Consider the following 25,467-nt stretch of genomic DNA (forward strand, 5'->3'; position numbering starts at 1 on the left):
CCGATACCACAGAGGTGACGACCGGGAGGGACTATCAGCTCCGGTGCTGCGCCTGCGCGGCCGCGATCGAGGACGACGGCGTCGTGCTCGACTGCCCGCACGCGCACGGGCCCGCCCTCCTGCGGACCGTCTACCAGCGCGCGTTCGCGGTCGACGACGTCCCCTCGCTCCTGCGCTACGGCCGCTGGCTGCCGCGCGGGCGCGCCCTGGCGACGTTCGCCCGCAGCACGGTCTATCAGAGCACCGGCTTGGCCGCCCACCTCGGGCTCGCGAACCTGTGGATCGCCTTCAGCGGCTGGTGGCCGCAGCGCGGCGCGACCCTCGAGACGACGACCTTCAAGGAGCTCGAGGCCTACGCGGTCCTCGGCCGGCTGGCGCGCGACGAGCAGCGCACGCTGGTCATCTCCTCTGCCGGCAACACCGCGGCCGCCTTCGCCCGGGCGGCGACCGAGCTGGACGCCCCGGTCCTGATCGTCATCCCCGGCGACGCCTGGGAACGGCTGGCGGCGCTGGTCCGGATCGGACCGAGCGTGCGGGTCGTCGCGGTCGACGGCGGCCAGTACGAGGACGCCATCGCGCTGGCGCGCGGCCTGGCCGAGGAGGACGGCTACGTCCTCGAGGGCGGGGTGCGCAACGTCGGCCGCCGCGACGGAATGGGCACCGCGATGCTCGAGGCCGTCGAAGCGATGGGCACGCTCCCGGACGCCTACTTCCAGGGCGTCGGCAGCGGAGCGGGCGCGCTGGCCGCCCACGAGGCCGCCCTCCGACTGATCGCCGACGGCCGTTTCGGGACCCGGCTGCCGCGCCTGATGCTCAGCCAGAACGCACCCTTCACCCCGATTCACGACGCCTGGGTCGGCCGCAGCGCGACGCTCGACGAGCGCAGCCCGCTGGTCGCCCGCGAGCAAGTGCGCCGCATCGCCGCCTCGGTGCTCTCCAACGTCGCCCCGCCGTACGCGACGATCGGCGGCGTGCGCGACGCGCTGGCCGAGAGCGGCGGCACGACCTACGCCATCGCCAACGCGGAAGTGCGCGCGGCGATGCGGATGTTCGAAGACCTCGAAGGGATGGACGTCGAACCGGCCGCCGGCGTGACCCTCGCCTCGCTGGTGCGCGCGGTGCGCGCCGGCGAGATCGGTCCCCGCGAGCGCATTCTCGTGCACGTCACCGGCGGCGGCGCGCGCCGGCGCGAACCGGTGCGGGTCGAACAGCGCCCGACCTACGTCGTTGCACGCGACACGCAGGGCGCCTTCCCGGCGCTGACCGAGCTGCTCTCCGCTTAAACGAGGCGCGACTCCGCCAAGTCCAGGTCGTACTGGATCAGGCGATAGACCTCGTCGGGGATCTTGCCGGCGTCGCGCAGCTCGGCGATCTTCGCGCGCTCGGCATGCAGCGCGCGCATCTGCACGTCGTGGTCGAACTTGCTGGACGAGCTTTCGGCGGGCTTGCGCTGGCCCTCGTGTCCTTCGAGGTGCTCGATGCGGTGCGTGTACTCGTCGAGCTGGCGCTGCACGATCTCGCGCTGGTGCTCGTCGCTGGTGCCCGCGATGATTTCTTGCAGCTCGCGCTCGCCGGCCTTGAGCGCCGCGATGCGCGCGGCGAGGTCGCGCGCGGCCGCGTCGGCACCGTCGTCCTTCAAGCGCAGGATCCGCAAGAGCGGGATCAGCGTGAGTCCTTGCCCGACCAGCGTCACCAGGATGACCACGAAGGTGATGACGATGATCGCGTCGCGACCCGGGAACGGCATGCCGTTCGCGTCGCGCAGCGGCACCGCCAGCGCCGCGGCCAACGAGACGATCCCGCGCATCCCGCTCCAGCCCAGCACGACCAGCCACGAGTTGGGCGGATACGGATCGCGCCGGCGCACGGCCGGGATCAGTCGCGGAATCCACGCCGCCGGGAACATCCAGATCAGCCGCACGACGATCAGCGTCGCGGCGATCGCGAACGCGGCCGGCAGATAGCCCAGGGCCTGCGGGTCGTCGTGCACGATCGTGCGCAGCTGCAAGCCGATCGCCAGGAACAAGAACGCGTCGAGCAGCGAGGTCCAGATCTCCCAGACGTTGTTGCCCACCAGCCGCCCTTGCGGCGAGAAGACGACCGACGACCGACGAGCGACCGCAAGCCCCGCCACCACCGTCGCCAAGACCGATGAAACGTGCACGACTTGGCCGCCCAAGTACGCGCCGTACGGCGCGGCGATGACGATGATGTTCGAGAGCGTCGGATCGTTGAGCTCGTAGCGCTCGAGCAGCACGTTGAGCCGCACGACGATCCACGCGACCAGCAGCCCCACGGCGATGCCGCCGATGGCCACGAAGACGAACGAGACGAGCGCGCGCGGCAGCGAGAACGCGCCGGTCGTCACCGCGGTCACGGCGTAGGCGTAGATCACCAGCGCCGTGGCGTCGTTGATCATCCCCTCGCCTTCGAGGATGGTGACGATGCGGCGCGGGAGCGCGAAGCGCTCGAAGATCGCCTCCGCCGCGACCGCGTCGGGCGGCGAGACGACCGCGCCCAGCACGAAGGCCGCCGCCCAGCCCATGAACGGCATGATCTGCATCGTGACGGCCGCCGCCGCGACGGTCGACACGATCACCAAGCCGATCGCCGCCAGCAGAATCGGCCGCAGGTTGGCGCGAAACATCTTCCAGTCGGTGTTCCAGCCGGCGCTGAACAGCAACGGCGGCAGCACGGCCAGGAAGATCCAGTCCGGCGAGATGTGGATCGCCGGCAAGCCCGGGATGAAGGCCAAGAGGGTCCCGCCGAGCACGAAAACGATCGGTGGAGGCAGGGCCAGTCGCCGGGCCAGGATCGCGAACGTCACCGTCGCGGCCAGGCCCAGGACGAGCAGCAACGGCTCGCTCACGCCCCTCGTTCCGGCGTCCGGCCGCCTCCCTCCCGCCGGCCAAAATCCTGCCCGATCCAAGAGGACGCGATCCGCGAGCCCCGAACCCGCCCAAGTCGCGCGGAGGACGCATTCCCCTCCGCCTTTTCACGTCGTGACCATGTGACGGAGATCTGATGTCCCGTATTGCCCGCGCAGCCGCCGCATTCGGCACGGCCGCGCTCTGCATCTCGCTTGCCGCCTGTGCCTCCGGGGGCGGCGGCGGTACCATCGTGTCCGTCAACGGGCAGAACATCTCGAAGGCCGACTTCGACAACCGGCTCGAGAACGGTCCGGCCGCCAAGCAAGTCCTCAACCAGATGGTGCAGCAGAAGCTCATCGATTCGTACGCGCAGGACAAGCACATCGACGTCCCCCAGTCCGACATCGATAAGAAGCTCGCCGACATCAAGTCGAAGTACCCGCCCGGTCAGTTCGACACGATCGTCAAACAGCAAGGCCTCACGATGCAGGACGTCGACAACATCCTGCGCCAGCAGATCATCCTCGAGAAGGCCGTCGCGCCGAACATCCACGTCAGCGACGCCGACGTGAAGGCGTACTTCGACAAGAACCACGCGCAGTTCGACAAGCCCGAGCAGGTGCGCGCGCGCCACATCCTGGTCGCCGACCCGCAGACCGCGCAGACGGTGCTGGCCAAGCTCAAGGCCGGCGGCAGCTGGGACGCGCTGGCCAAGCAATATTCGACCGACCCGTCCAGCAAGGACAAGGGCGGCGAGCTCGGGTTCTTCGGCAAGGGCCAGATGGTCCCGGCGTTCCAGAACGCCGCGTTCGCGGCCAAGGTCGGACAGATCGTCGGGCCGGTGAAGTCGCCGTTCGGCTACCACATCATCCAGGTCGAAGAGAAGAAGCCCGCCACCAAGGCGACCTTCGCGGCGACCAAGGATCAGATCAAGCAGCAGCTCACGCAGCAGCAAGAAGCCACGCAGGTGCCGGCGTTCTTGCAGTCGCTGCGCGCGCAGGCGAACATCCAGGTCGACGACGACCGCTACAAGGATCTGTTCCCGCCGGTGCCGCCCTCGCCCGCACCGCCGGCCGCCGCCCCCGCGTCGGCAGCGCCGGCCGCGGCGACCACCGCGCCCGCTCCGGCAGCGACCAAGTAACCCCACGCGCGAGGCGGGAGTCGGAACGACCCCGCCTCGCGAACTTGGGGCACCAGCCATGATTCGGATCGTGGGCCTGGGCCCAGGCGACCCCGGCCTCCTCACGCTGGGCAGTCGCGAGTCGTTGCGCGCCGTCGGCCGCGCCGCCACCGTCCTCGCGCCGCCGGAGCTCGTCCGGTTCTTGGAGAGCGACGGCATCACCATCGAGCGGTCGCTGATCACCGACCAAGGCTTGTTCTTGCGCGGCTCGATCGAGGTGATCGACACCTTCGTCACGCGCATCGACGCGCGCGACTTGGGCCTGGCCGTGCTGGGCAACCCGCTCTCCGACTTCCTGGGCTTGCCGGTGCTGCTGCGCGCGCTCGAGCGCGCGGGCGTCGAAGCGGAGATCGTCCCCGGCATGCCGCGCGCGACGCTCTCGGCGTCGATCACGATGCCGCTGGTCCCGTTACCGCCCGGCTCGACGCACCACAGCTGGGACGACCTGGTCGAGATCATGGCGCGCTTGCGCCGCTCGTGTCCGTGGGACCGCGAGCAGACGCACGCGTCGCTGGTGCGCTATCTGATCGAAGAGACGTACGAAGTCGTCGACGCGATCGAGCACGGCAGCGACGCGGAGCTGTGCGAAGAGCTGGGCGATCTGCTCTTCCAGATCGTCTTCCACTCGCAGCTCGCGACCGAGCGCGGCAAGTTCTCGGTTGCCGACGTCATCGACGGCCTCTCGAACAAGATGATTCGCCGACACCCGCACGTCTTCGGCGACGCCGCGGTCACCAGCGTCGATCAGGTGTGGGCCAACTGGGAAGTCCTCAAGTCGCAAGAGGCGACCGGCCTCGCGCGCACGTCCAAGCTCGACGGCATCCCAGTCCACCTCGGCGCGTTGCAGCGCGGCCAGAAGATGCAAGAGAAGGCGGCCCGCGTCGGCTTCGACTGGACCGACGCGCGCGAGATCACCGACAAGCTCTCCGAGGAGCTGCGGGAGCTGACCGACGCGCGCATCAAAGCCGGCGATCTGCGGCCGGAAGATCCGCACGTGCGCGAGGAGCTGGGCGACGTGCTGTTCACCGTCGTCAACCTGGCGCGCCGCTTGGGCATCGACGCCGAAGGCGCGATGCGTGACGCCAACGCCAAGTTCGACAAGCGCTTCCGCTACATGGAGGCGTACGCGCTGGCCGACGGGCGGCAGCTGGGCGACATGACGCTGGACGAGCTGGAGGACCTGTGGCAGCAGGCGAAGACCGCGGCATGAACGAGCGCGAGTCGCTGATCCGCGTGCGCATGAGCGCGCACGACGCGCACTACGGCGGCGACTTGGTCGACGGCGCGCGCATCCTGGGCCTATTCGGCGACGTCGCGACCGAGCTGCTGATCCGCCAGGACGGCGACGAAGGGCTGTTCGTCGCCTACGACTTGGTCGAGTTCAAGGCGCCCGTGCACGCCGGCGACTACATCGAAGCCCGCGGCCGCATCACCCGCGTCGGCACGACCTCGCGCACGATGGAGTTCGAAGCCCACAAGGTGATCGCGCCGCGTCCCGACGTCGCCCCGTCGGCCGCCGACGTGCTCGACGAACCGGTCCTGGTCGTACGCGCCCGCGGCACCTGCGTCACGCCGGCCGCGCAGCAGCGCACGACGCCGGCGGAGACGTAATTACAAGCCGACGCTGACCAGCAGCGCGCCGTCGGCGAGCGAGCGCAGCTTCGCGTAGGCGATCTCCCGCTTCATCGGGGCCATGCCGCAGTTGGTCGAGCACACCAGCCGGTCTTCGGGGACGTAGCGGCGCGCCAGCTCGATCGTGCGGGCGACGTCTTCGGGCGTCTCGACCACCTCGCTGGCGACGTCGATGCAGCCGACGGCCAGCACCTTGTCGCCGGCCAGCTCGAGCACCGCGGGCGGAACGTGCGAGCCGGCCAGCTCGATCGAGATCTGCTCGACCGTGCTCTGCGCGAGCAGCGGCAGCACGTGCGCGTACTGGTCCCAGCGGTCGCCGAGGTTGGATTTCCACTGATTGTTGGCCGGGATGCCGTAGCCGTAACAGACGTGCACGGCGCGCGTGCAGTCCGCGCCGCCGAAGGCGTAGTCGACGGCCTGCACGCCCCAGTCCGCGACCTCGTCGAAGTAGACGTTGAACGCCGGCTCGTCGAGCTGCACGACGTCGACGCCGACCTCGACCAGCGCCGCGATCTCTTCGCGGATCGCGCGCGCGAACGCGAAGGCCAGCTCGCGGCGGTCACCGCCGTAGGCGTCGTCGCAGACCGTGTCGACCAGCGTCATCGGGCCCGGAATCGTGATCTTGAGCGGCCCGTCGGTGAGCGTGCGCGCGAAGCGCATCTCCTCGACGTGGATGGGCGCCGTGCGCCGGACCTCGCCGACGACGGTCGGGCAGACGGCCTCGTAGCGGTCGGCGCGGATGCCGCGCGTGCGGCGCTTCGTCGCGTCGACGCCCGCCAGCCGTTCCGCGAAGCCGTGCACGAAGTGCTTGCGATTCTGCTCGCCGTCGGTGACGGTGTCGATCCCCGCGCGCACCTGTTCGGCAATCGCGATCCGGGTGGCGTCGTGCTGGGCCTCCGCCAGCGCCGCGCCTTCGAGGCGCCAGTTGGGGAAGATGCGCTCCGGCTCGGCCAGCCATGACGGTTTGGGCAGACTGCCGGCGATCGTCGTCGAGAGACCCATGGGCCGCGCTTCGGCATGCGGTCGGCGGTTCCGCCGCGGCTATCACGCAGCGGCATGGCCGCTCCGTCGTCGCGCGGAAGCCTCGTGCGTTGCGGCTCGACAAGTACATGAAGGTCTCGCGGCTGGCCAAGCGGCGCGCGGAAGCGAAGGACGGCATCGAGGCCGGTCGGATCACCAAGGACGGACGCGTCCTCAAGCCGGGCTACGAGGTCAAGGTCGGCGACGTGCTGGTGATCCACTACCGCACGCGCTTCGTGACCGTGCGGGTGCTGCAGGTCCCCGAACGCGTGCTGCCCTCGCTCAAGCCGGCGGACTTGTACGAGATCGTCGAGGAGCGCCGGGACGATCCCGTCGACTGGCTGACGTGAGCGGCCCGCCCCGCCGCTCGCGGCTCTCGTCGGACGCCAAGGACGCGCTGGCGCGCGACGTGCCGGCCGATCCCGCCGTGCGCGCCGCGCTGCGGGCGGGGCTGGCGCTCTACGGCGGCCAGCCGGGCGCCGCCGGCGAGCGCGTCTTTCGCACCCGCCGGCCGACCGTCGCCCGGTTGGCCCGCACGCTGTTCGAGGTCCCCGGCCGGCCGGCGGCCGTCCGCCGCGGCCACGACGCCCGGCTCTACAAGTCGACGACCTTCGAGATCGATTTGGGTCCCAGCGCCCCGCCGCCGCCGCGGCCGCGCCGCCGCGAAGAGCGGCGGGCCGAGTTGCGGGCGGCGTTCCTGGCCACCGGGTCGGTCGCGGCGCCGCAGCACGGCTACCACCTCGAGTTCGTCGTCCCCGACGCGGCCCGCGCCGAGCGGATCGCCGCCCTGATCGCCGCCGAGGGCGTGCAGGCGCGCACGATGGTCCGCAAGGGCCGCCGGGTCGTCTACCTCAAGGGTTTGGACGCGATCGTGACCGTGCTGGGCGCGGTCGGCGCGTCGGGCGCGATCCTCCATCTCGAGGACGTCGCGGCGGTCAAGGACACCAAGAACCGCATCCACCGGCTGGTCAACACCGAGGCCGCGAACGTCGTGCGCGCGGCCGCGGCGGCCGCGGCGCAGCGCGAAGCGTTCGGCTACCTGGCCGACGCGTACGGCCTGCGCAACCTCTCGCCGGCCCTGCGCGAGGCGGCGCAGCTCCGCCTGGCACACCCCGACGAAACCCTGGCGGAGCTCGGCCGGCGCTGCGTGCCGCCGGTCGGGAAGGCGACGATCAACGGTCGGCTCGCCTCGCTCATGCGGCTGGTCAAGCGATTACGGGGCGAACGAGAGGAGCCGGAAGTTTCTCCCGTCTAAAGCGGCCGAGCCATGCGCATCGGAATCAACGGCTTCGGCCGCATCGGACGGAACTTCACCAAGGCGCTCCTCGAGCGCTATCCGGACGTGGAGATCGTCGCCGTCAACGATCTGACCAGCGCCGCCGAGAGCGCGCACCTCTTCAAATACGACTCCAACTACGGCGCGTTCGACGGGACGGTGACGGCCGGTGCCGACTCGATCACGATCGACGGGAAGACGATCAAGATCCTGGCCGAGCGCGACCCCGGCAAGCTGCCGTGGAAGGACCTGGGCGTCGAGATCGTCATCGAGTCGACCGGCCTATTCACCGACGCGGCCAAGGCGCGCGCCCACATCGACGGCGGCGGCGCGAAGAAAGTCATCATCTCCGCGCCGGCCAAGGGCGAAGACGTGACGCTCGTGCTGGGCGTCAACGAGGGCGATTACGATCCGGCCAAGCACAACGTGATCTCGAACGCGTCGTGCACCACCAACTGTCTGGCGACGGCGGTCAAGCCGATCGTCGACGGGCTGGGCTGGCAGCGCGGCTTCATGACCACGATCCACTCGTACACGAACGATCAGAACATCCTCGACGGCCCGCACCGCGATCTGCGCCGCGCCCGCAACGCCGCCACCAACATCATCCCGACCTCTACCGGCGCCGCCAAGGCGCTCTACCTGACGATCCCCGAGGTGGAGGGCACGTTCGACGGCTTCGCGCTGCGCGTGCCGACGCCGACCGTCTCGATGATCTACCTGGTCGCGCAGACGAAGAAGCCGACCACCAAGGACGAGCTCAACGCGCTGCTGCGCGCCGCCGCCAGCGGTCCGCTCAAGAAGTACGTGCAGTACACCGACGAAGAGCTGGTCTCGAGCGACTTCAAGAAGAACCAGTACAGCTCGATCATCGACGGCAAGCTGACCAACGCGAACGGCGACCTGATCCAGATCGCGGCCTGGTACGACAACGAGTGGGGCTACTCGTGCCGCCTCGCCGATCTCACCGAGATGATCGCCGCGAAGATCCCCTCACCGGTCGCGTGAAACGACCGTCCCGCGCCACCGTCCCCGTCGCCGCCGCGCTCTTCGCGGCGGCGACGTTCGTCAGCGGGTCCGCCGCGCCGCGCACCTTCGGCGTCGCCGACCTGCGCACGCTGGTCGGCGTCAGCTCGCCGGCCATCTCGCCCGACGGGACGCGCGCCGTCGTCGTCGTCAGCCGCATCGATTGGAACGCGGACGTCTTCGCGCGTGAGCTCGACCTGGTCGACCTGCGCGCGCACACGCACCGCGCGCTGACCCAGGACCGCAAAGGGCTCGGCGATCCGACGTGGTCGCCCGACGGCAAACAGCTGGCGTTCCTGGCGAACGTCGGCGAGGGCGAGGACGCCAAACGCGAGGTGCTGGTGATGCCGATGGACGGCGGCGACGCGCGCGCGATCACGCACGCGCCCGACGGCGTCGAGCAGTTCGCCTGGCGGCCCGACGGCGGCGCGATCGCGTACGCCGCGACCGACGCCGATCCGACCAAGCACGGCGCGGCGCGCTTTCAAGACGCGTTCGTCTTCACCACCGAACCGATCACCGCGCGCAGCCGGCCCAAGCCCGCGCACCTGTTCGTCGTCGCGGCGGACGGCGGACGCGCGACCCAGCTGACGACGGGCAGCACCAGCGTCGCGACCGGCGAGGCGCAGTCGACGCTCTCGTGGTCGCCGGACGGCAGGACGATCGCGTTCGTCGTCACGCCCAACGCGATCCTCAACGACGCCGACCACGGACGCCTCGTGCTGATCGACGTCGCCACCAAAGCGATGCGCAAGCCCACCTCCCACACCGGCTGGGAGAGCGACCCGCGCTTCTCGCCGGACGGCGCGCGGCTGGCGTACCTGCACTCCGACGGCGACAGCCAGGTCAATCCGACCGGTGCGTACGTGATCGCGCCCAGCGGGGCCGCGGACGCGCCGGTCGCGCACGCCTACGACCGCGCCGTGCTGGCCGGCGCGTGGGAGCCGGACTCGCACGCGCTGCTGCTCACCGTGCACGACGGCACCAGCGACGCACTGGTGCGCGCACCGGCCGACGACGCGGCCGCGAGCCGCGTCGACTTGGGCGACCTCTCGATCCTCTCGCCGCTCGACGGCGCGATCGCGCGCGACGGCGCGTTCGTGTTCGTCGGCAGCTCGACGACGCAGCCGCCCGAGCTGTATCTGCGCGCACCGGGCGCCGCGCCGGTGCGAGTGACCGATTACAACGCCGGCGTCGCGGCGCTGCACCTCGCCACCGCCGAGACGATCGCGTTCCCGACCTCGCTCGGTCCGCGCGGCGACGCCGTCTTGACGATGCCGCCGGACTTCGCAGCCGGTCACCGGTACCCGTTGCTGGTCTACATCCACGGCGGCCCGACCTCGGCGTCCGTGCGCACCTTCGACCGCTTCGCGCAGCTCGCCGCCGCGCGCGGCTGGCTGGTGCTGCAGCCGAACTACCGCGGCAGCGACAACCTCGGCTACGCCTACCAGCACGGCGTGCTCTACGATCCGGAAGCCGGGCCCGGCCGCGACATCATGGCGGCCGTCGACGCCGTGCGCGCGCGCGGGATCGTCGACGAGCACCGCATCGGCGTGTACGGCTGGTCGTACGGCGGGATCATGACCGCCTGGATGATCTCGAAGTACCACCTCTGGCGCGCCGCCGTCTCAGGCGCGTCGGTCAACGACTGGGCGACCGACTACGGCGTCGCCGACGACTCCGACGCCGACGCCGCGCTCTTCCACGGCTCGCCCTACGTGCCCGGCAATCGCGCCGAGTGGGAGCGCGCCTCCGCGATCAGCTATGCGCACGACGTCACCACGCCCGTGCTGATCCTCTCCGACGTCGGCGACAACCGCGATCCGTTCGCGACCTCGTCGATGTACTGGCGCGCGCTGCGCGACAACCACAAGGACGCGACCCTGGTCGCCTATCCGGTCGACGGACACTTTCCGTCCGATCCGGTGCGCACCGTCGACGTCTTCACCCGCACGCTCGACTTCGTCGCGGCCCACTTCCGATGAGCTTCAAGACGCTGGCCGACGCCGAGGTGCGCGGCAAACGCGTGCTGCTGCGCGAAGACCTCAACGTCCCGATGAAGGACGGCGCGATCGCCGACGAGACGCGCATCACCGCCGCGCTGCCGACCCTGCGCTGGCTGCACGAGCACGGCGCGAAGACGGTCATCCTCTCGCATTTGGGCCGCCCGGACGGGCAGGTGAATCCGAAATACTCGCTGCGGCCGCTCGCCGCGCGGCTGGCCGAGCTGCTCGGTACGCCGGTGCGGTTCGTCGACGACTGCGTCGGCGACGCCGCCGTGGCCGCCTCGCACGCGCTCCCCGACGGCGGCTTCGCGCTATTCGAGAACGTGCGCTTCCATCCCGGCGAAGAGGCCGACGATCCGGCCTTCGCGCGGCAACTGGCGCGCAGCGGCGACCTGTACGTCAACGACGCCTTCGGGACCGCGCACCGCGCGCACGCCTCGACGGCCGGCGTCGCGGCCTATTTGCCGGCCTACGCGGGCTTTCTGATGCAAGCCGAGCTCGATGCGCTCACGCGGCTGACGCGCGACCCGGTCCATCCCTACGTCTGCGCGATCGGCGGGGCGAAGGTCGCCGACAAGGTCGGCGTGTTCGAGAACCTGCTGGCCGACGTCGACGCGTTCGTGATCGGCGGCGGCATGGCCAACACGTTCCTGGCCGCACAGGGGATCGACGTCGGACGCTCGCTGCGCGATCCGGACCTGGCACCCGCCACCCGCATCATCGCCCTGGCCACGCAAAGGAACGTCGCGCTGCACCTGCCGACCGACGCCGTCGTCGCCGACGCCTTCGACGCCGACCAGACCGCGCGCGTCGTCCCGCTCGACGCGGTCGGCACGGGGATGATCCTCGACATCGGGCCGCAGACGGCGCAGGCCTACGCCGCCGTCCTACGCGCGGCCAAGACGATCGTGTTCAACGGCCCGATGGGCGTGTACGAGAAGGCGCCGTACCAGAACGGCACGCGGGTGGTCGGCGAAGCGATCGCCGAGGCGACGCGCAACGGTGCGACCAGCGTCGTCGGCGGCGGCGACGCGGCGGCGGCCGCGCACGCGCTCGGCTTCGCCGGCGCGATGACGCACGTCTCGACCGGCGGCGGCGCGACGCTCGAGTTTCTCGAAGGCAAAACGCTCGCGGGCGTGGCCGCGCTCGAGAGCTCGTGAGCGCCGTGAAACGCCTGGTCGTCGCGAATTGGAAGATGCACAAGACGCAGGCGCAGACGCGGGCGTTCGTCGCCGACCTGCTGGGGCGCACGCTGCCGCTGGACGCGGTCGACGTCGTGATCTGTCCGCCCTTCACCGCGCTCGACGCGGCGCGCGACGCGCTCGGCGACGCCCCGATCGGCCTGGGGGCGCAGAACGTGCACTGGGCCCCCCAAGGCGCCTTCACCGGCGAGATCTCGGCGCCGATGCTGGTCGAGCTCGGCGTCCGCTGGGTCATCATCGGTCACTCGGAGCGTCGCGCGCTGTTCGGCGAGCTGGACTTCCGCGTCAACGAGAAAGTTCAGATCGCGCTGGCGTACGGCATCACCCCGATCGTCGCGGTCGGCGAGACCGAGGACGAGCACGCCGCCGGGCTCGCGCGCACGCGGGTCGAGGCACAGGTGCGGGCGGCCTTCGCCGACGTGCCGGCCCAGCAGGTGGCGCGCTGCGTGGTCGCCTACGAGCCGATCTGGGCGATCGGCACCGGCAGAGCCGACTCCCCGCCGCAGGCCGACGCGATCCTGGCCGCGATTCGCGGAGCCGTCGAGGGTTTGCGCGAAGCACGCATCCTCTACGGCGGCAGCATGAACCTCGAGAACGTCGCCGCCTTCGTCGCACAGCCGAACATCGACGGGGGACTGGTCGGCGGTGCCAGCCTCGACCCCGCCACGTTCAGCGCGCTGCTCGACGCAGCGCGCAAAGGAGCCAGCGCCACGTGAAGCGCCGTCCCTTCGTCCTCGCGATCCTCGACGGCTGGGGCTACTCGCCCGAGACGCACGGCAACGCCATCGCGGCGGCCGCGCTGCCGTTCTGGAAACGGCTGCTCGAGACGCACCCGCACACGCTGCTGGCGGCGTCGGGCGAAGCGGTGGGACTGCCGGCGGGCGTGATGGGCAACAGTGAGGTCGGGCACATCAACATCGGCAGCGGCCGCGTCGTCCCGCAGGGCGTGGTCGTCATCGACGAGGCGATCGCCGACGGCAAGCTGCCGCAGAATCCGACGCTACTGCAGTGTTTCGCGCACGTGCGCGAGACCGGCGGCCGGCTGCACTTCCTGGGCCTGGTCTCCGACGGCAAGGTGCACAGCTCGCTCGATCACCTCGAGGCGCTGATCGCGGCCACCGTCGCCGCCGGCATCCCGTTCGTCGTCGACGCCTTTCTCGACGGGCGCGACACGCCGCCGTCCTCGGCCGAGCGATATCTCGCGCGGGTCGAGCAGTTTTGCGCCGATCAAGGACACGCCGGCGCGATCGCGACGATGCAAGGCCGCTATTGGGCGATGGACCGCGACAAGCGCTGGGACCGCACCCGCAAAGCCTACGACGCGCTGGCCGACGCGAAGGCCGAGCACGCGGCGGCGACCCCGCTCGAGGGACTGCGCGCCGCCTACGCGCGCGGCGAGACCGACGAGTTCGTCGCGCCGACCATCGTCGGCACGCCGCGGCCGATCGCCGACGGCGACGCCTGCATCTTCTTCAACTTCCGGCCCGACCGCGCGCGCCAACTGACGCTCGCGTTCAGCGATCCGAGCTTCGATCATTTCCCCGTTCACCACTACGAGCGGCTGCTGTGGGCGACGATGACGCGCTACGAGGAGAACTTCCCCAACCCGGTGCTGTTCGGTCCGCGCCCGCAGTTCGACGTCTTCGGCGAGATCGTCGCCCGCGCGGGCCTCACCCAGCTGCGCTTGGCCGAGACCGAGAAGTACGCGCACGTGACCTACTTCTTCAACGGCGGGCGCGAGGACGTGTTCCCCGGCGAAGACCGCATCCTGATCCCGTCCAACCGCAGCGTGGCGACCTACGATCTCGCGCCCGAGATGTCGGCCGCCGACATCACCAGCGCCGCGGTCGAAGACGTCTCCAAGCACCGCCACGACGTCATCGTGATGAACTACGCCAACGCCGACATGGTGGGCCACACCGGCGTGTGGAACGCGACCGTCTCCGCGCTCGAGACGCTCGACGTCGCGCTGGGACGGTTGACGAACGCCGTGCTGGCCGCCGGCGGCATCCTGGCGATCACCGCCGACCACGGCAACGCCGAAGAGAAGATCGACCCCGACGGCAACCCGCTGACGGCGCACACCACCAACCCGGTGCCGTTCGTCATCATCGCCAACGAGCCGGTGGGCCGGCTCGAAGACGGCGGGAAGCTCGGCGACGTGGCGCCGACCCTGCTGCCGCTGCTCGGCTTGGACGTGCCGCCCGCGATGACCGGCCGCAACCTGCTCGCCCCGGTGACGGCGGCGCGATGAAGCGCAAACGGGTCGAAGCCGCGGCGGACTTCCTGCGCGAGCGCGCCGGCGGCGAGCTCGACTGTGCGATCGTGCTCGGGTCGGGCTTCGGTGCGGTGCTGCGCGAACGCATCGAAGGCGCGACCATTCCGTACCGCCGCATCGAAGGGATGCCCGAGCCGACCGTCGCCGGTCACGCCGGCGAAGCGCTGATCGGGATGCTGCACGACAAACGCGTCATCGCGTTCAGCGGGCGCTTTCATCTCTACGAGGGGCACAGCGCGAGCGAGGTCGTCTACCCGATCGTCGTCGCCGCGCACGCCGGCGCGCGCACGATCGTGCTGACCAACGCGGCCGGCGGCATCAACACCGCCTACCGCCCGGGCGACTTGATGCTGCTGGTCGACCAGCTCAATCTCACCGGGACCAGTCCCTTGATCGGCCCGGAGCTGCTGCCCGGTGCCGAGGTGCGCTTCGTCGACATGATCGACGCCTACGCGCCGCACTTGCGCGAGCTCGCGCGCCACATCGCCGGCCAGTACGAGATCGTGCTGCACGACGGCGTCTACGCCGGCCTGACCGGCCCCGCGTACGAGACGCCGGCCGAGGTCGGGTATCTGCGCGGCATCGGCGCCGACGCGGTCGGGATGTCGACCGTGCTCGAAACGATCGCCGCCCGCGCGCTGGGGCGCGACGTGGTGGGCTTCTCGCTGATCACCAACGTCCACGGGGCCGGCGTCCCGACCTCGCACGAAGAGGTCCTCGCCGCCTCCCAGCGCAGCGCCGAGGACGTCGCGCGGCTGGTCGAGGGGATCGTCGCCAACCTGGCCTCGACGCCCGCCGCGCCGACCGTCTGAACACCCGACCGGCTAGCCCACCGGGGTACCGCCGTTCGGGCGTAGCCGGCCTTGGCCGGACGTGCAAGAATCCTGCGTATCTCGGCTCCTTTCCCGAAGGGTGTTTGCATGCGCTTGAAACCGTACATCGCCGCGATCGCGGCCGTCGCCGTCATCTGCGGCTGTAGCGGCCGCGGCAGCGGTCCGTCCTCATCGCTCCCCTCCACGCAATCCGGCGCGCGCCGCACGGCGCAGAGCGTCTCGACGCTGGGCAGCTACAACGTCAACACGGCGCACGTGTACGTCTCGGGCATCTCGTCCGGCGGTTTCATGGCCGTGCAGATGCACTTCGCGTACTCGGGCACGTTCAAGGGCGCGGCGATCTACGCCGGCGGCCCCGACTACTGCGGGCAGGACAGCGAGACGACGGCCGACCTCGACTGCGGGGGCGCCGGCGAGTACACCAGCGAGCTGACGCCGTCCGAGAACTACATCAACGCCAATCAGAACACGTCGGGGATGGATCCGGTCAGCAACATCAGCGGTCAACCCGTCTATCTGTGGTCGGGCACCGCCGACACCGTCGTGCCGCAGAAGACGATGAACGATCTGCAGACCGAGTATCAGAAGTACGGCGCGTCGGTCACCTACGACAACACCTACGCCGCCGAGCACGGTTGGGAATCGCCCTACGGCGCCAACGCGTGCGGCACGCTGGGCAGCCCGTACATGATCGACTGCAGCGGCTACGATTCCGAGAAGACGTGGCTGACGAAATTCCTGGGCACGCTCAACGCCAAGAACACCGGCACGCTGACCGGCTCGCTCATCAACTTCGACCAGACGCCGTACGGCGGCGGCTCGAACGACCTCGACACCAACGGCTGGGTGTTCGTCCCGGCCGCCTGCGCGCAAGGCGCGACCTGCTCGATCGTCGTCGCGCTCGACGGCTGCGAACAGTATCAGGCGGTCATCAACGACGAGTTCGTCACGCAGTCCGGCCTGGATCAGTGGGCCGACACCAACGACATCATCGTGCTGTATCCGTACCAGACGACGGGCGGCTCGAACCCCAACGGGTGCTGGGACTGGTGGGGCTACACCAACAGCAGTTATGCGCTCAAGCAAGGCGTGCAGATGGCGGCCATCTACAACATGGTCAAGCATCTCGAAGGCGGGACCGGCTCGACGCCGACGCCGACGCCCACGCCCACACCGACGCCGGCCGGCACCGCGACGCCGACCCCGACGCCAACACCGAAAGGCACGGCCACGCCGACCCCGACGCCCACCCCGAAGACGACCCCGACGCCGACACCAACGCCGACCCCAGGCTGGTCGCAAAAGGTGACGACGACGGTGGTGCTGGCGTACGACGACGGCTACATCACGCTGGCCGAGTACCTCGAGCTCGGACAAGCCTACGGCTACGACAGCTCGATCACGCTGTACGACTGCGGCGGGACCTGGACCAACTCGTCGACCTGCGGGCCGATGATCTACTAGCCACCGCAAGATTCGCCACGTTTCCGAGCCCGGGCCGTGTTATGGTGCTCGTAGTCATGACCGGCCCGGGCTTCACCATCTTCGAGACGGCGATCGGCAGCTGCGGTCTCGCGTGGAACGCGCGCGGGATCGTGGCCGTCCAGCTGCCGGAACCGACCGCCGGCGCGACGCGCGCGCGGCTCGCGCACCGCGTCCCCGGCGCCCAGGAATCGCCCCCGCCGCCGCACGTACGGCGAGCCGCCGACGGGATCACCGCGCTGCTGCGCGGCGAGCCGGCCGACCTGACCGCGGTCCCGCTCGACGTCGAGGCGATCCCGCCGTTCGACCGTGACGTCTACGCGATCGCGCGCACCGTCCCGGCCGGGGCCACCATCACCTACGGCCAGATCGCGACGCGGCTCGGCGAGCTGAGCCTTTCGCGCGACGTCGGCGCGGCGCTCGGGCGCAACCCGTTCCCGCTGGTCGTGCCGTGCCACCGCGTGCTGGCCGCCGGCGGCAAGGACGGCGGCTTCTCGGCGCGCGGCGGCATCGCGACCAAACGCACGCTGCTGCGCATCGAAGGTGCGCTGCCGCCCGAACCGCCCTCGCTGTTCGACCCGCCGGCCTGACGTGCGCGCGACCGCCCTGGTGCGCAGCGCTTCCCTGACCGTCTTCGACATGCGCTGCACGGCGCGCGTCGGTGACGCGCCGTTCACCGAACAGCACGCCGGCTACTCGATCTCCTACGTGCGCGCCGGCAGCTTCGGGTATCGCGCGCGCGGCCAGGCGTTCGAGCTGGTCGCGGGAGCGACGCTGATCGGCGCACCGGGCGACGAGTACGTGTGCACGCACGAGCACGGTGCCGACGGCGACGAGTGCCTGTCGGTGCAGATGACCGGCGCGCTGGCCACGACCATCGCCGACGAGCGCGCGTGGCGCAGCGGCGCGCTGCCGCCGGTCGCGGAGCTGAGCGTGCTGGGCGAGCTGGCCCAAGCGGCGGCCGACGGGCGCAGCGATCTCGGCGTGGACGAAGCCGCGCTGCTCTACGCGGCGCGCTTCGCGACGCTGCTCGCCGGCCGTGCGCCGGCGCCGGCATCCACCACCGCCCGCGACCGGCGGCGCGCGGTCGAGGCCGCGCTGTGGATCGACGCGCACGCGCACGAGACGATCGATCTCGAGCGCAGCGCCGCGCAGGCCGAGCTGAGCCCGTTCCACTTCGTGCGCTCGTTCGCGCGCGTGCTCGGCGTGACGCCGCACCAGTACCTGGTCCGGGCGCGGCTGCGCCGCGCGGCGGCGCTGCTGGCCGATCCGGCCCGTCCGATCACCGCCGTCGCGTACGACGTCGGCTTCGGCGACCTCTCGAACTTCGTGCGCACCTTCCGTCGTGCGGCCGGTCTCTCGCCGCGCGCGTTTCGCCAGGCGGCGCGCGGCGAGCGCAAGATCATCCAAGAGCGCCTCGCGGCGCTGCCGCTAGGATAGGATCATGTTCAGTCACATCTCCCTTCGCGTTCGCGACCTGCCCGCCAGCGTGCGCTTCTACCAAGCCTTTCTCGCGCCGCTCGGCTACGGCGTGGCCCACCAAGACGACGAGAGCGCCGGCTTCGGTCCGCCGGACCAACCCATGTTCTGGCTCACGCTCGGCGGGGCGCCGAGCGCCAACGCGCACCTCGCCTTCGCGGCCGCCGACGACGCGACCGTCGATCGCGCGTACGCGGCCGGACTCGCCGCGGGCGGGCGCGACAACGGCAAGCCGGAGCTGATCCCCGACTACGGGCCGACCTACTACGGCGGCTTCCTGTTCGACCCCGACGGCAACAACGTCGAGGCCGTGCACAGCTGACCCGCTAGGGCGCGATCGCGATCGCCTGCAGACCGTGGGCGTCGAACAGCCGGCGCAGCGTGCCGTCGGTCTTCGCTTGCGCGAGGAACGCCGACACGTACGCGAGCGCGGCCGGATGATCGAGCGGCACCGCGACCGCGGTCTTCGTCTGCTGGAACGCGCCGGGCAGAACGCGCGAGCCGGGGAGCTGCGCCGAGAGCGGGACCAGCTGGTCGCGCAGGTTGGCGAACGCGTCGATCGTACCGGCCCGCATCCCGGCGACGATGTCGTCGACCTTCTGCACGCCGACGACGGTGTTGTGCGCGAGCGCGCGCTGCGCGCCGCGCAGCGTCGTCGTGTTGGCGACGGCCACGACCTTCACGGCCGGATTGTCGAGATCGGCGAAGCTCTGCGCCGTCGAGCCCGGCCGCACCAGAAAGGTCGCGTCGGCGGAATTGTAGATCGGCCCGAACGCCATCTTCTGCGCGCGCGCGGCGTCTTCGGGGACGAAGGTGACGTCCCACGCGCCGCTCGCCGCGGCGTCGGTGATCTGCCCCGAGTTCTCGTATTTGACGAACGTCACCGGAACGCCGAGCCGCTGCGCCAGCGCGCGGCCGAGGTCGACCGGCACGCCGGTCACGCTCCCATCGGGTCCGACCGCCGACCAGAACGGCCCGCCCAGGTTGCTGATGGCGACCGCGACCCGCAGCGTGCCGGTCGGTGCCAGCTCGTCCTTCGCGGTCGGGGCGGCCTGCGCGGCGGGCGGTGCCAGTGCCGCGAGCGCGGCCAGGAGCAACGAGAGCGCGGTGCGGCGGTACAGCTTCATGGCGCCCCCTTCGTCGATGGCGGCTCGGTACCCGGTATACCAGGGCTCGGCATCCGCCTCGCATAACGTCGGGCCGTTCCGTCTTCCAGGAGGCGTCCATGAGCGAGCTCTCGCGCGGCGAATTCTTCGGTGTCACGGCGGCGACCGGCGTGGCCGGCGCGGTCAACCCGGGCGGCGCGGTCGTCGCGGCCCCCGGCGGCAACGCCACCCTGACGACGCGTTGGTACGGCGGCGGCGTCTTCGAGCTGGCGACGCCCGACGACAAGACGATCGTGCTGGTGGACTGTTGGATCTGGAACAACTCCGGCTGGAAGGCGTTCAACCTCGAGAAGCCGCCCGAGTTCGCCAGCGCCGCCGCCTACGCGGCGCACATCAAGAGCCGCAAGCCGGACGTGGTGATCGTCACGCTCTCGCACGACCACGGCGACCACATCGGCGACTACTTCGAGACGCTGGCGGCGCTGGTCGCGGCCGGCGTCGACGTGAAGACGGTCGGCCAGAGCGATCTCATGCGCGTCGGCCTGGTGCCCAAGTTCAAGGCGGCCGGCCTGGACAACACGGCGCTCGTGCTCAACAACGGCGCCGGGATGAACTTCGGCGGCCACGCCGCGTACAAAGGCGTGCAGACGTTCCTGGTTCCCGCCGTTCACTCGTGCGCGTCGGGCTTCCCGGCCGCGGGCTTCATCATCGACGTCGGCGGGGCACGCGTCTACGCCTCGGGCGACACCGACATGTACGGCGACATGGCGACGGTCGGCGGCCGCTATCACCCGGACCTGGCCGTCGTGTGCGCCGGCAACGGCGCGTTCACCATGGGCCCGGCCGACGCGGCGTACACCTGCAAGCTGATGGGCGTCACGCAAGCGATCCCGGTGCACTACGCGCACAACCCGCTGGTGCTGGGGCCGCAGGCCGCCGACCTGTTCCGCGGCGCGCTGGCGAGCGCGGCGCCGCAGGCGAAGGCGACCACGTTCGCCCATCCCGGCGAACGCCTCACCCTGACCATCGCCCGGAACCCGAACCGAGCCTAGACCGAGGGCGCGCGGGGCCGGAACCCCGCGCGATCAGCGCAAGTAGCCGAACTCGTAGCCGCGCGCGACCAACTGTGGCCGCGAGCGGGCGGAGAGCTTCGCGAAGAGCATGCGAATGTGGAACTCCACCGTCGCCGTGCTCCGGCCGATCACGACCGCGATCTCCTTGCTCTGCAATCCCTCGGCGAGACCCTGAATGATCCGCAACTCGGTCGCGGTGAGCCGCTGCTTCGACTCGCTCGACGCCGAGGGGACCGGTTCAGGTCTCGTCACCACTTCACCCAGCATGGAACCTCCGTCTCCGAAGTACCATGCGCGGCCTCGGCTTGTCGACATGGAAAATTACCTGGTTGACGGCCGGGGTGCCGGCCAGGTATGGTAATGCCCTACGACGCGTGCACGTCCGCACGCGCGCGGATTTGGTATTCCTAATGCCGGGATAATCCGAAGATCCGCGCGTCGTCCGCCTCGATGAGGTCCAGCACTCGGTCGAAGCGCGCTTGCAGCTCGGCCGGATAGAACTGGTCGAACAGCGCGCGCATCTCGCCGGTGACACGGCTGCAGGCGAAACCTTCCATCTTGGCGTTGATCGCCGGCGCGTCCAGACCGACTGTTCGTTCGGCGATCCAGCGCTCGACCTCGGCCTCGTCGGCCGCACCCGCGACGACCTCGCGCAGCTCGGTGAGATCGATCTTCGTGTAGTAGGCCCACAGCTCCGAGAACCCGACCGTCGTGACGTACCCGTTGAGGTTCCCGCCCGGCAGCGATGCGCGCAGCTTGTCGACGACGCGTGCCGTGAAGACGATGCCCGCGAGCCGGGCGTGCGGCGAGCGCGGCGGCCCCAGGGTGAAGTCCAACGGTTCCATGTCGAGTTCGGACTACACGCCCGCGGAGGTCACTCCCTGGCGCGAACGCGATAACATCCGCTGGCGTCGACCTCGACGCGCCGCATGCCTATCGACAGCCCGCGCAGCGCGTGGTCCCAGAACGTGAGCACCGTGACGACCACCGGCGTCAGCGTCGCGAGCAGCGTGCGGACGCGTTGCGAGACGGCCAGGACGTCGCGTTGCCAGGCGGGATGGTCGGGCGGGAAGATCGGCCCGATCTCGGCCGCCGAAACGTCCTCGCCGGCGTCGTTGCCGGCCCGCGGCACGGGCGACAACGGCAGCGTCGGCTGTTGCGCGCGGCGCACGGGACTACATCCGCTCCGGCGCGAGCGCCACGCGCAAGCGCTTCACCGCCAGCAGGTGCAGCTGCGAGACGCGCTGCGGCGAGATGCCGAGCGGACCGCCCAGCGAGCGCAGCGATCGTTCGCCGTAGTAGTGCGCCAGCACGATGCGGCGCTGGCGCGGCGGTAGGGCGTCGATCGCGGCGCGGATGCGGGCGCGCTCCGCGCGCTCGGCGGCGACTTGCTGCGGATCGCCGCCCGCGTCGAGCACGAGTCGTTCGCCGATCGGCAGCGCGACGTCGAGCGAGAGGGGCACCGCGCGGTGCGCGTCGATGCGCGCGCGTGCCAAGGCCGGATCGCGTGCCGCCAGCGACTGCAGGCTCGGCACGTAGCCCAGCCGCTGCGCCTGCGCGAAGCGCGCGTTCTCGGCGTTGCGCACGCGCCGGCGCACCCGCTCGGAGACGGGATCGAGCCGCCGCATCCCGTTGAGCATCGCGCCCAGCACGACCTTGCGCGCGTACTGCTCGAGCGGGATGTTGCGCGCCGGGTCGTAAGCGTCGACGGCGCGGATCAGCCCCACGCTGCCGTCGCCGATCAAGTCGTCCATGTCGGCGCCCGGCACCATGCGGTGCAGCCGCTTCGCGACCGCGCGCACGACGGGCAGCAGCGCGCGGATCTGCGCTTCGCGATCGTCGGTGCTCATCGCCGCACGCGCACGAACAGCGTGTCCGCGACCTCGCCGATCACGATTTCGCCGACCGGTCCCAAGCCTGCCGCCAGCGGTTTGAGGATCTCGCGAAAGAGCACCGCGCTCAGCACGTCCTGCACGCGCGGTGCCGGCGCCGGCAGCGGTTCAGCCGCGATGGAGGTTGTTGGCGATCCGCAGCATCTCATCGGCCGCCTGCACTCCCTTCGCGTTGGCCTCGTACGCCCGTTGCGCGCCGAGGATCTGCATCATCGACTCGACGATCGAAACCGTGCTCTTCTCGAGCATCCCGAACGCCAGCGACGGTGCGCCGCGCATCCCCGGCACGATCAGGCCCGGCCGGCCGGAGGCCTCGGTGCGCGCGAACAGCGTCGCGCTGAGCGGCCGCAGCGCCTCCGGTGCCGGAAACTCCGCCAGCCGCAGGTGTGCGATCGTGCGATCCGCTTGGCCGGGAACGTCGACGCTGACGCGACCGTCGCGCGCGACGCGCACCGCGATCGCGTCGGCCGGAATCCGCACGCCCGCCAGCGCCCAGCCGGCGGCGTCGCGCACGCGGCCGTCAGCCTGCCGCGCGAACGCGCCGGCGCGCGTGTACGCGCGCTGCCCGTCGCGCTCGACGACGAAAAAGCCCGGTCCGTCGATGGCCAGGTCGAACGGGCCGCCGCTGCGCTCGAGCTTGCCCTGCACGAACACCGGATGGCGGCCGACCGCCACCGTCCCCAGGCCGATCCCGCCGGCGCGCACGTCGGCGAACGTCTCGGTCGCGCCCTTGAAGCCGGCGACGTCGGCGTTGGCGAGGTTGTCGGCGACGACTTCGAGCTCGAGCTGCTGCGCCGCCATGCCGCTGGCGGCGGCGAACATCGCGCGGTTCATTGCACGCGCCCGATCTCGTTGGCCGCCTTCTCGCGCGTCGCGTCGAGCGCGAGCAGCGTCTTCTGCGCCGTCTCGAACGCGCGCTGCGCGGTCAGGATCGCCAGCGTTTCGTCGACCGCGTTGACCGCGCTGGATTCGAGCGCGCCGGCCTGGACGTGCGTTCCCGGCGGCAGCGGCAGCCGGTCGACGACGCGCCCGCGATCGTGGACGAGCCCGTCGGCGTCGACTCGCGCATCGGGCGAGACGCGCAAGGCGCCGCACGCGCCGTGGAGCCGCTGCCCGCGGTCGTCGACCAGCCAGCCGTCACGATCGCGACTGAACGCGCCTTCGCGCGTCGTTCGGTCGCCGACGCGAAACACGCCCGGCCCCAGCAGCGCGAGATCGAATTGCCGCCCCGTCGCGCGCATCGCGCCTTGCTCGGGGCTGACGCGCGTGGTGACGGCGAGCCCGTGCGGCGTCAGCCGAACGTCGGCGATCGTCTTGCGGAACCCGTCGCTGGCGGCGTTGGCCAGATCGTGGGTCGCCACGTCCAGCTCGGCGCGCGCGGCCCGCATCGCCGAGCCCATCCACTCCATTCCGTCCATGCCGGCATGCTAGGCCGTTGCCGTGTGCGGCTCGTTGCCGAGAAATGTCCGCTCGATGAGCGCAGCGAAGCGCGGGCTCCATGCGGCGGCTTGCGTTACGAGCAGTCCTCATCGCCGGCGCGCTCGACGTCGTGCTGACCTACGGGCTCATGTTCGCTGCGACCATCGCTCTCAGCGCGCTCACCGCAATCGCCGGCGTTCCCTCCGGCGGCGACTGGGAGTTGATGACGGTGCTCCGTATCGCCGTCTGGCTCGCGTCGCTCGCTTGCGGCTACCTGGCCGCGCGGCTGGCAGGCCACGACGCGCTCCTCAACGGCACGCTCGCCGCATCGGGTGTTTTCGTGATCGGCCTGCTGACCAGCCACGTGTGGGAGGGCTGGAGCTCGGGGTTGCTGGGCCTCCCGCTCAGTCCGGTGCCGGCGTTCCTCGGGGGCCTGGCGTGGTTGCTCCAGCAGCGGGCAAAGGCAGCGCGCGGCCTCGCGGAATCCACCGGCCCGGTGGCGTAACTCGCAAGAACAGGACGGGCGGGAGCGGTCTCCCCCCAGCAGAGGGACGGCATGAATATCGGGATCTTGGGCTCCGGCAACATCGGAGGAAACGCCGCGCGTCTGTTCGCTCGCGCCGGCCACCACGTCCGGATCGCCAACTCCCGTGGGGCGGCCTCGCTGCAGGGCTTGGCGAGCGAGATCGGCTCGAACGTGACCCCCTCGGAGGCCCAGGACGCCGTCGACGCCTCCGACGTCATCCTGATCGCGGTCCCCTGGACCAAGCGCGAGGAGACCCTGGGCGAGCTCGAAGGCTGGGACGGCAAGATCGTCATCGACGCGATGAACGCCTACACCGAAGACTTCGAGATCGAGGACCTGGGGACCAAGACCTCGACCGAGTTCACGCGCGCGCTCGTCCCGGGCGCCCGCATCGTCAAGGCCTTCAACACGATGTTCTACAAGCGGCTGGCCGGCGAGGGGAAGTCGAAGGGCTCCAAAGGGCGCCTGGCGATGCCGGTCGCCGCGGACGACCCGACCGCCAAGCGGGTCGTCATGGACCTCATCGACGAGATCGGATTCGACCCGGTCGACAACGGCGGGCTGGTCGACGGCGGCCGCACGCAGCAGCCCGGCTCGCCGATCTACAACCAGCCGCTGACCGCCGCCGAGCTCAAGAACCAGCTGGCACGGCGGTAGCCGTTCGCACCGGCTTCACGGCGCGTTCGCAGCCGCGCGCTATCGTGCGGTCATGGCTACGCTGCGCGATTTCACCAACGTCCACTGCGATTACGGCATCGTCCCGCTGCGCCTGGCGAAGGCGCTCGGCGCCCACCCCGACATGGCACTGCGCGTCCCGGTCGGCGACCTTCACGTCGAGAAAGACGTCGTCGTCCACCTCTCGCCCAAGCCCGGCTACCCGGGCTACGAGCTGTTCGACATCCACTGGGAGCCCAAGGAAGGCGGTCCGTATCCGTCCTTCGCCGGGACGCTGAGCATCGCCGACGAGGGCGCGGGCTGGAGCCGCGTCGACCTCGACGGCACCTACGCGCCGCCGCTGGGGCCCATCGGTCTGGTCTTCGACGCCATGGTCGGCCACCGGATCGCGGCCGCGACCGCCGCGCTGCTGCTGGCCGAGATCAAACGGCTGGTCACCAAGCCCGTCGCGGGCGTGAGCCCGAACGCGACGGCTTCGGCCTAGCCGAAGCC

29 protein-coding genes and 1 pseudogene are annotated in these 25,467 nt (G+C 70.8%); 20 read left to right on the forward strand and 10 right to left on the reverse strand.

Annotation, left to right across the window (positions count from 1 at the left end; all coding sequences use genetic code 11):
• The first annotated feature begins 14 nt into the window (after positions 1–14).
• Positions 15–1,283 carry a cysteate synthase gene (locus VMD91_07290; protein HTW83853.1) on the forward strand — a complete coding sequence of 423 codons (1,269 nt, stop codon included), beginning with the start codon at positions 15–17 and terminating at the stop codon, positions 1,281–1,283.
• Here VMD91_07290 and VMD91_07295 read toward each other — a convergent pair.
• Positions 1,280–2,869, reverse strand: coding sequence for a Na+/H+ antiporter (locus VMD91_07295; GenBank protein ID HTW83854.1), 1,590 nt, complete (start codon positions 2,867–2,869; stop codon positions 1,280–1,282). The two genes, VMD91_07290 and VMD91_07295, sit on opposite strands and share 4 nt — an antisense overlap.
• 155 nt (positions 2,870–3,024) lie before the next feature.
• Between VMD91_07295 and VMD91_07300 the strand changes: the two genes are divergently transcribed.
• Genes VMD91_07300 through VMD91_07310 form a run of 3 tightly spaced genes read left to right on the forward strand, consistent with a single transcriptional unit; the run spans position 3,025 to position 5,661 of the window.
• The gene (locus tag VMD91_07300; GenBank protein ID HTW83855.1) at positions 3,025–4,011 is read left to right on the forward strand and encodes a peptidylprolyl isomerase; all 987 of its coding nucleotides are present in this window, start codon (positions 3,025–3,027) and stop codon (positions 4,009–4,011) included.
• Positions 4,012–4,069: 58 nt separating this feature from the next.
• Entirely contained in the window at positions 4,070–5,260 is a 1,191-nt protein-coding gene (gene mazG / locus VMD91_07305; GenBank protein HTW83856.1) for a nucleoside triphosphate pyrophosphohydrolase, read from the forward strand.
• Positions 5,257–5,661, forward strand: a complete 405-nt coding sequence (locus VMD91_07310; protein ID HTW83857.1) for a hotdog domain-containing protein — start codon at positions 5,257–5,259, stop codon at positions 5,659–5,661. Before mazG ends, VMD91_07310 begins: the two co-directional genes overlap by 4 nt.
• On the opposite strand, the gene VMD91_07315 is transcribed toward VMD91_07310, so the two are convergent.
• Positions 5,662–6,684 carry a methionine synthase gene (locus VMD91_07315; protein ID HTW83858.1) on the reverse strand — a complete coding sequence of 341 codons (1,023 nt, stop codon included), beginning with the start codon at positions 6,682–6,684 and terminating at the stop codon, positions 5,662–5,664.
• 89 nt (positions 6,685–6,773) lie between these two features.
• Here VMD91_07315 and VMD91_07320 point away from each other — a divergent pair, with 89 nt between their 5' ends.
• The 12 genes from VMD91_07320 (at position 6,774) to VMD91_07375 (ending at position 18,606) form a co-directional block, all read left to right on the forward strand.
• Entirely contained in the window at positions 6,774–7,052 is a 279-nt protein-coding gene (locus VMD91_07320) for an RNA-binding S4 domain-containing protein (GenBank protein HTW83859.1), read from the forward strand.
• Positions 7,049–7,957: a DNA-binding protein WhiA gene (gene whiA / locus VMD91_07325; GenBank protein ID HTW83860.1), complete on the forward strand. Its 909-nt coding sequence runs from the start codon at positions 7,049–7,051 to the stop codon at positions 7,955–7,957. The genes VMD91_07320 and whiA overlap by 4 nt, the downstream gene beginning before the upstream one ends.
• A gap of 12 nt (positions 7,958–7,969) precedes the next feature.
• Positions 7,970–8,986: a type I glyceraldehyde-3-phosphate dehydrogenase gene (gap, locus tag VMD91_07330; protein ID HTW83861.1), complete on the forward strand. Its 1,017-nt coding sequence runs from the start codon at positions 7,970–7,972 to the stop codon at positions 8,984–8,986.
• Complete coding sequence (locus VMD91_07335) at positions 8,983–10,989, forward strand: S9 family peptidase (protein HTW83862.1); 2,007 nt, start codon at positions 8,983–8,985, stop codon at positions 10,987–10,989. The genes gap and VMD91_07335 overlap by 4 nt, the downstream gene beginning before the upstream one ends.
• A complete protein-coding gene (locus VMD91_07340; GenBank protein ID HTW83863.1) occupies positions 10,986–12,170 on the forward strand; it encodes a phosphoglycerate kinase in 1,185 nt (394 codons plus the stop codon). Before VMD91_07335 ends, VMD91_07340 begins: the two co-directional genes overlap by 4 nt.
• Entirely contained in the window at positions 12,167–12,928 is a 762-nt protein-coding gene (gene tpiA, locus VMD91_07345; GenBank protein HTW83864.1) for a triose-phosphate isomerase, read from the forward strand. The genes VMD91_07340 and tpiA overlap by 4 nt, the downstream gene beginning before the upstream one ends.
• The gene (gpmI, locus tag VMD91_07350) at positions 12,925–14,466 is read left to right on the forward strand and encodes a 2,3-bisphosphoglycerate-independent phosphoglycerate mutase (protein HTW83865.1); all 1,542 of its coding nucleotides are present in this window, start codon (positions 12,925–12,927) and stop codon (positions 14,464–14,466) included. The genes tpiA and gpmI overlap by 4 nt, the downstream gene beginning before the upstream one ends.
• A complete protein-coding gene (locus VMD91_07355) occupies positions 14,463–15,302 on the forward strand; it encodes a purine-nucleoside phosphorylase (protein HTW83866.1) in 840 nt (279 codons plus the stop codon). The genes gpmI and VMD91_07355 overlap by 4 nt, the downstream gene beginning before the upstream one ends.
• A gap of 108 nt (positions 15,303–15,410) precedes the next feature.
• Positions 15,411–16,787 carry a PHB depolymerase family esterase gene (locus VMD91_07360; GenBank protein ID HTW83867.1) on the forward strand — a complete coding sequence of 459 codons (1,377 nt, stop codon included), beginning with the start codon at positions 15,411–15,413 and terminating at the stop codon, positions 16,785–16,787.
• Positions 16,788–16,831: 44 nt separating this feature from the next.
• A complete protein-coding gene (locus VMD91_07365) occupies positions 16,832–17,395 on the forward strand; it encodes a methylated-DNA--[protein]-cysteine S-methyltransferase (GenBank protein ID HTW83868.1) in 564 nt (187 codons plus the stop codon).
• A gap of 1 nt (position 17,396) precedes the next feature.
• On the forward strand, positions 17,397–18,245 hold the full coding sequence (locus VMD91_07370; protein HTW83869.1) for an AraC family transcriptional regulator: 849 nt from the start codon (positions 17,397–17,399) through the stop codon (positions 18,243–18,245).
• A 4-nt stretch (positions 18,246–18,249) separates the two neighbouring features.
• Complete coding sequence (locus VMD91_07375) at positions 18,250–18,606, forward strand: VOC family protein (GenBank protein HTW83870.1); 357 nt, start codon at positions 18,250–18,252, stop codon at positions 18,604–18,606.
• A 4-nt stretch (positions 18,607–18,610) separates the two neighbouring features.
• Here VMD91_07375 and VMD91_07380 read toward each other — a convergent pair whose 3' ends face one another.
• Positions 18,611–19,411 (reverse strand): transporter substrate-binding domain-containing protein, encoded by an 801-nt coding sequence (locus VMD91_07380; protein HTW83871.1) that lies wholly within the window; start codon positions 19,409–19,411, stop codon positions 18,611–18,613.
• A 98-nt stretch (positions 19,412–19,509) separates the two neighbouring features.
• On the opposite strand from VMD91_07380, the gene VMD91_07385 reads away from it, so the two are divergent.
• A complete protein-coding gene (locus VMD91_07385) occupies positions 19,510–20,442 on the forward strand; it encodes an MBL fold metallo-hydrolase (GenBank protein ID HTW83872.1) in 933 nt (310 codons plus the stop codon).
• A 33-nt stretch (positions 20,443–20,475) separates the two neighbouring features.
• On the opposite strand, the gene VMD91_07390 is transcribed toward VMD91_07385, so the two are convergent.
• The 7 genes from VMD91_07390 to VMD91_07420 all read right to left on the reverse strand — a co-directional run bounded on the left by VMD91_07390 (position 20,476) and on the right by VMD91_07420 (position 23,773).
• Complete coding sequence (locus VMD91_07390; GenBank protein HTW83873.1) at positions 20,476–20,715, reverse strand: helix-turn-helix transcriptional regulator; 240 nt, start codon at positions 20,713–20,715, stop codon at positions 20,476–20,478.
• A 155-nt stretch (positions 20,716–20,870) separates the two neighbouring features.
• A complete protein-coding gene (locus VMD91_07395) occupies positions 20,871–21,308 on the reverse strand; it encodes a DUF5069 domain-containing protein (protein ID HTW83874.1) in 438 nt (145 codons plus the stop codon).
• Between the two features lie 29 nt (positions 21,309–21,337).
• Complete coding sequence (locus VMD91_07400) at positions 21,338–21,634, reverse strand: hypothetical protein (protein HTW83875.1); 297 nt, start codon at positions 21,632–21,634, stop codon at positions 21,338–21,340.
• A gap of 4 nt (positions 21,635–21,638) precedes the next feature.
• Complete coding sequence (locus VMD91_07405) at positions 21,639–22,313, reverse strand: sigma-70 family RNA polymerase sigma factor (protein ID HTW83876.1); 675 nt, start codon at positions 22,311–22,313, stop codon at positions 21,639–21,641.
• Entirely contained in the window at positions 22,310–22,438 is a 129-nt protein-coding gene (locus VMD91_07410; protein ID HTW83877.1) for a hypothetical protein, read from the reverse strand. Before VMD91_07410 ends, VMD91_07405 begins: the two co-directional genes overlap by 4 nt.
• A gap of 25 nt (positions 22,439–22,463) precedes the next feature.
• Complete coding sequence (locus VMD91_07415) at positions 22,464–23,189, reverse strand: flagellar hook-basal body complex protein (GenBank protein ID HTW83878.1); 726 nt, start codon at positions 23,187–23,189, stop codon at positions 22,464–22,466.
• Positions 23,186–23,773 (reverse strand): flagellar basal body rod C-terminal domain-containing protein, encoded by a 588-nt coding sequence (locus VMD91_07420; protein ID HTW83879.1) that lies wholly within the window; start codon positions 23,771–23,773, stop codon positions 23,186–23,188. Before VMD91_07420 ends, VMD91_07415 begins: the two co-directional genes overlap by 4 nt.
• A gap of 80 nt (positions 23,774–23,853) precedes the next feature.
• Here VMD91_07420 and VMD91_07425 point away from each other — a divergent pair, with 80 nt between their 5' ends.
• The 3 genes and pseudogenes from VMD91_07425 to VMD91_07435 all read left to right on the forward strand — a co-directional run bounded on the left by VMD91_07425 (position 23,854) and on the right by VMD91_07435 (position 25,459).
• Positions 23,854–24,279, forward strand: coding sequence for a hypothetical protein (locus VMD91_07425; GenBank protein HTW83880.1), 426 nt, complete (start codon positions 23,854–23,856; stop codon positions 24,277–24,279).
• A gap of 39 nt (positions 24,280–24,318) precedes the next feature.
• Positions 24,319–24,957 (forward strand): annotated as a pseudogene (locus VMD91_07430) (NADPH-dependent F420 reductase).
• A gap of 52 nt (positions 24,958–25,009) precedes the next feature.
• Positions 25,010–25,459 (forward strand): hypothetical protein, encoded by a 450-nt coding sequence (locus tag VMD91_07435; GenBank protein ID HTW83881.1) that lies wholly within the window; start codon positions 25,010–25,012, stop codon positions 25,457–25,459.
• The last annotated feature ends 8 nt before the right edge of the window (positions 25,460–25,467 follow it).

This window comes from Candidatus Sulfotelmatobacter sp., from assembly GCA_035504415.1.
GTDB lineage: Bacteria > Vulcanimicrobiota > Vulcanimicrobiia > Vulcanimicrobiales > Vulcanimicrobiaceae > Vulcanimicrobium.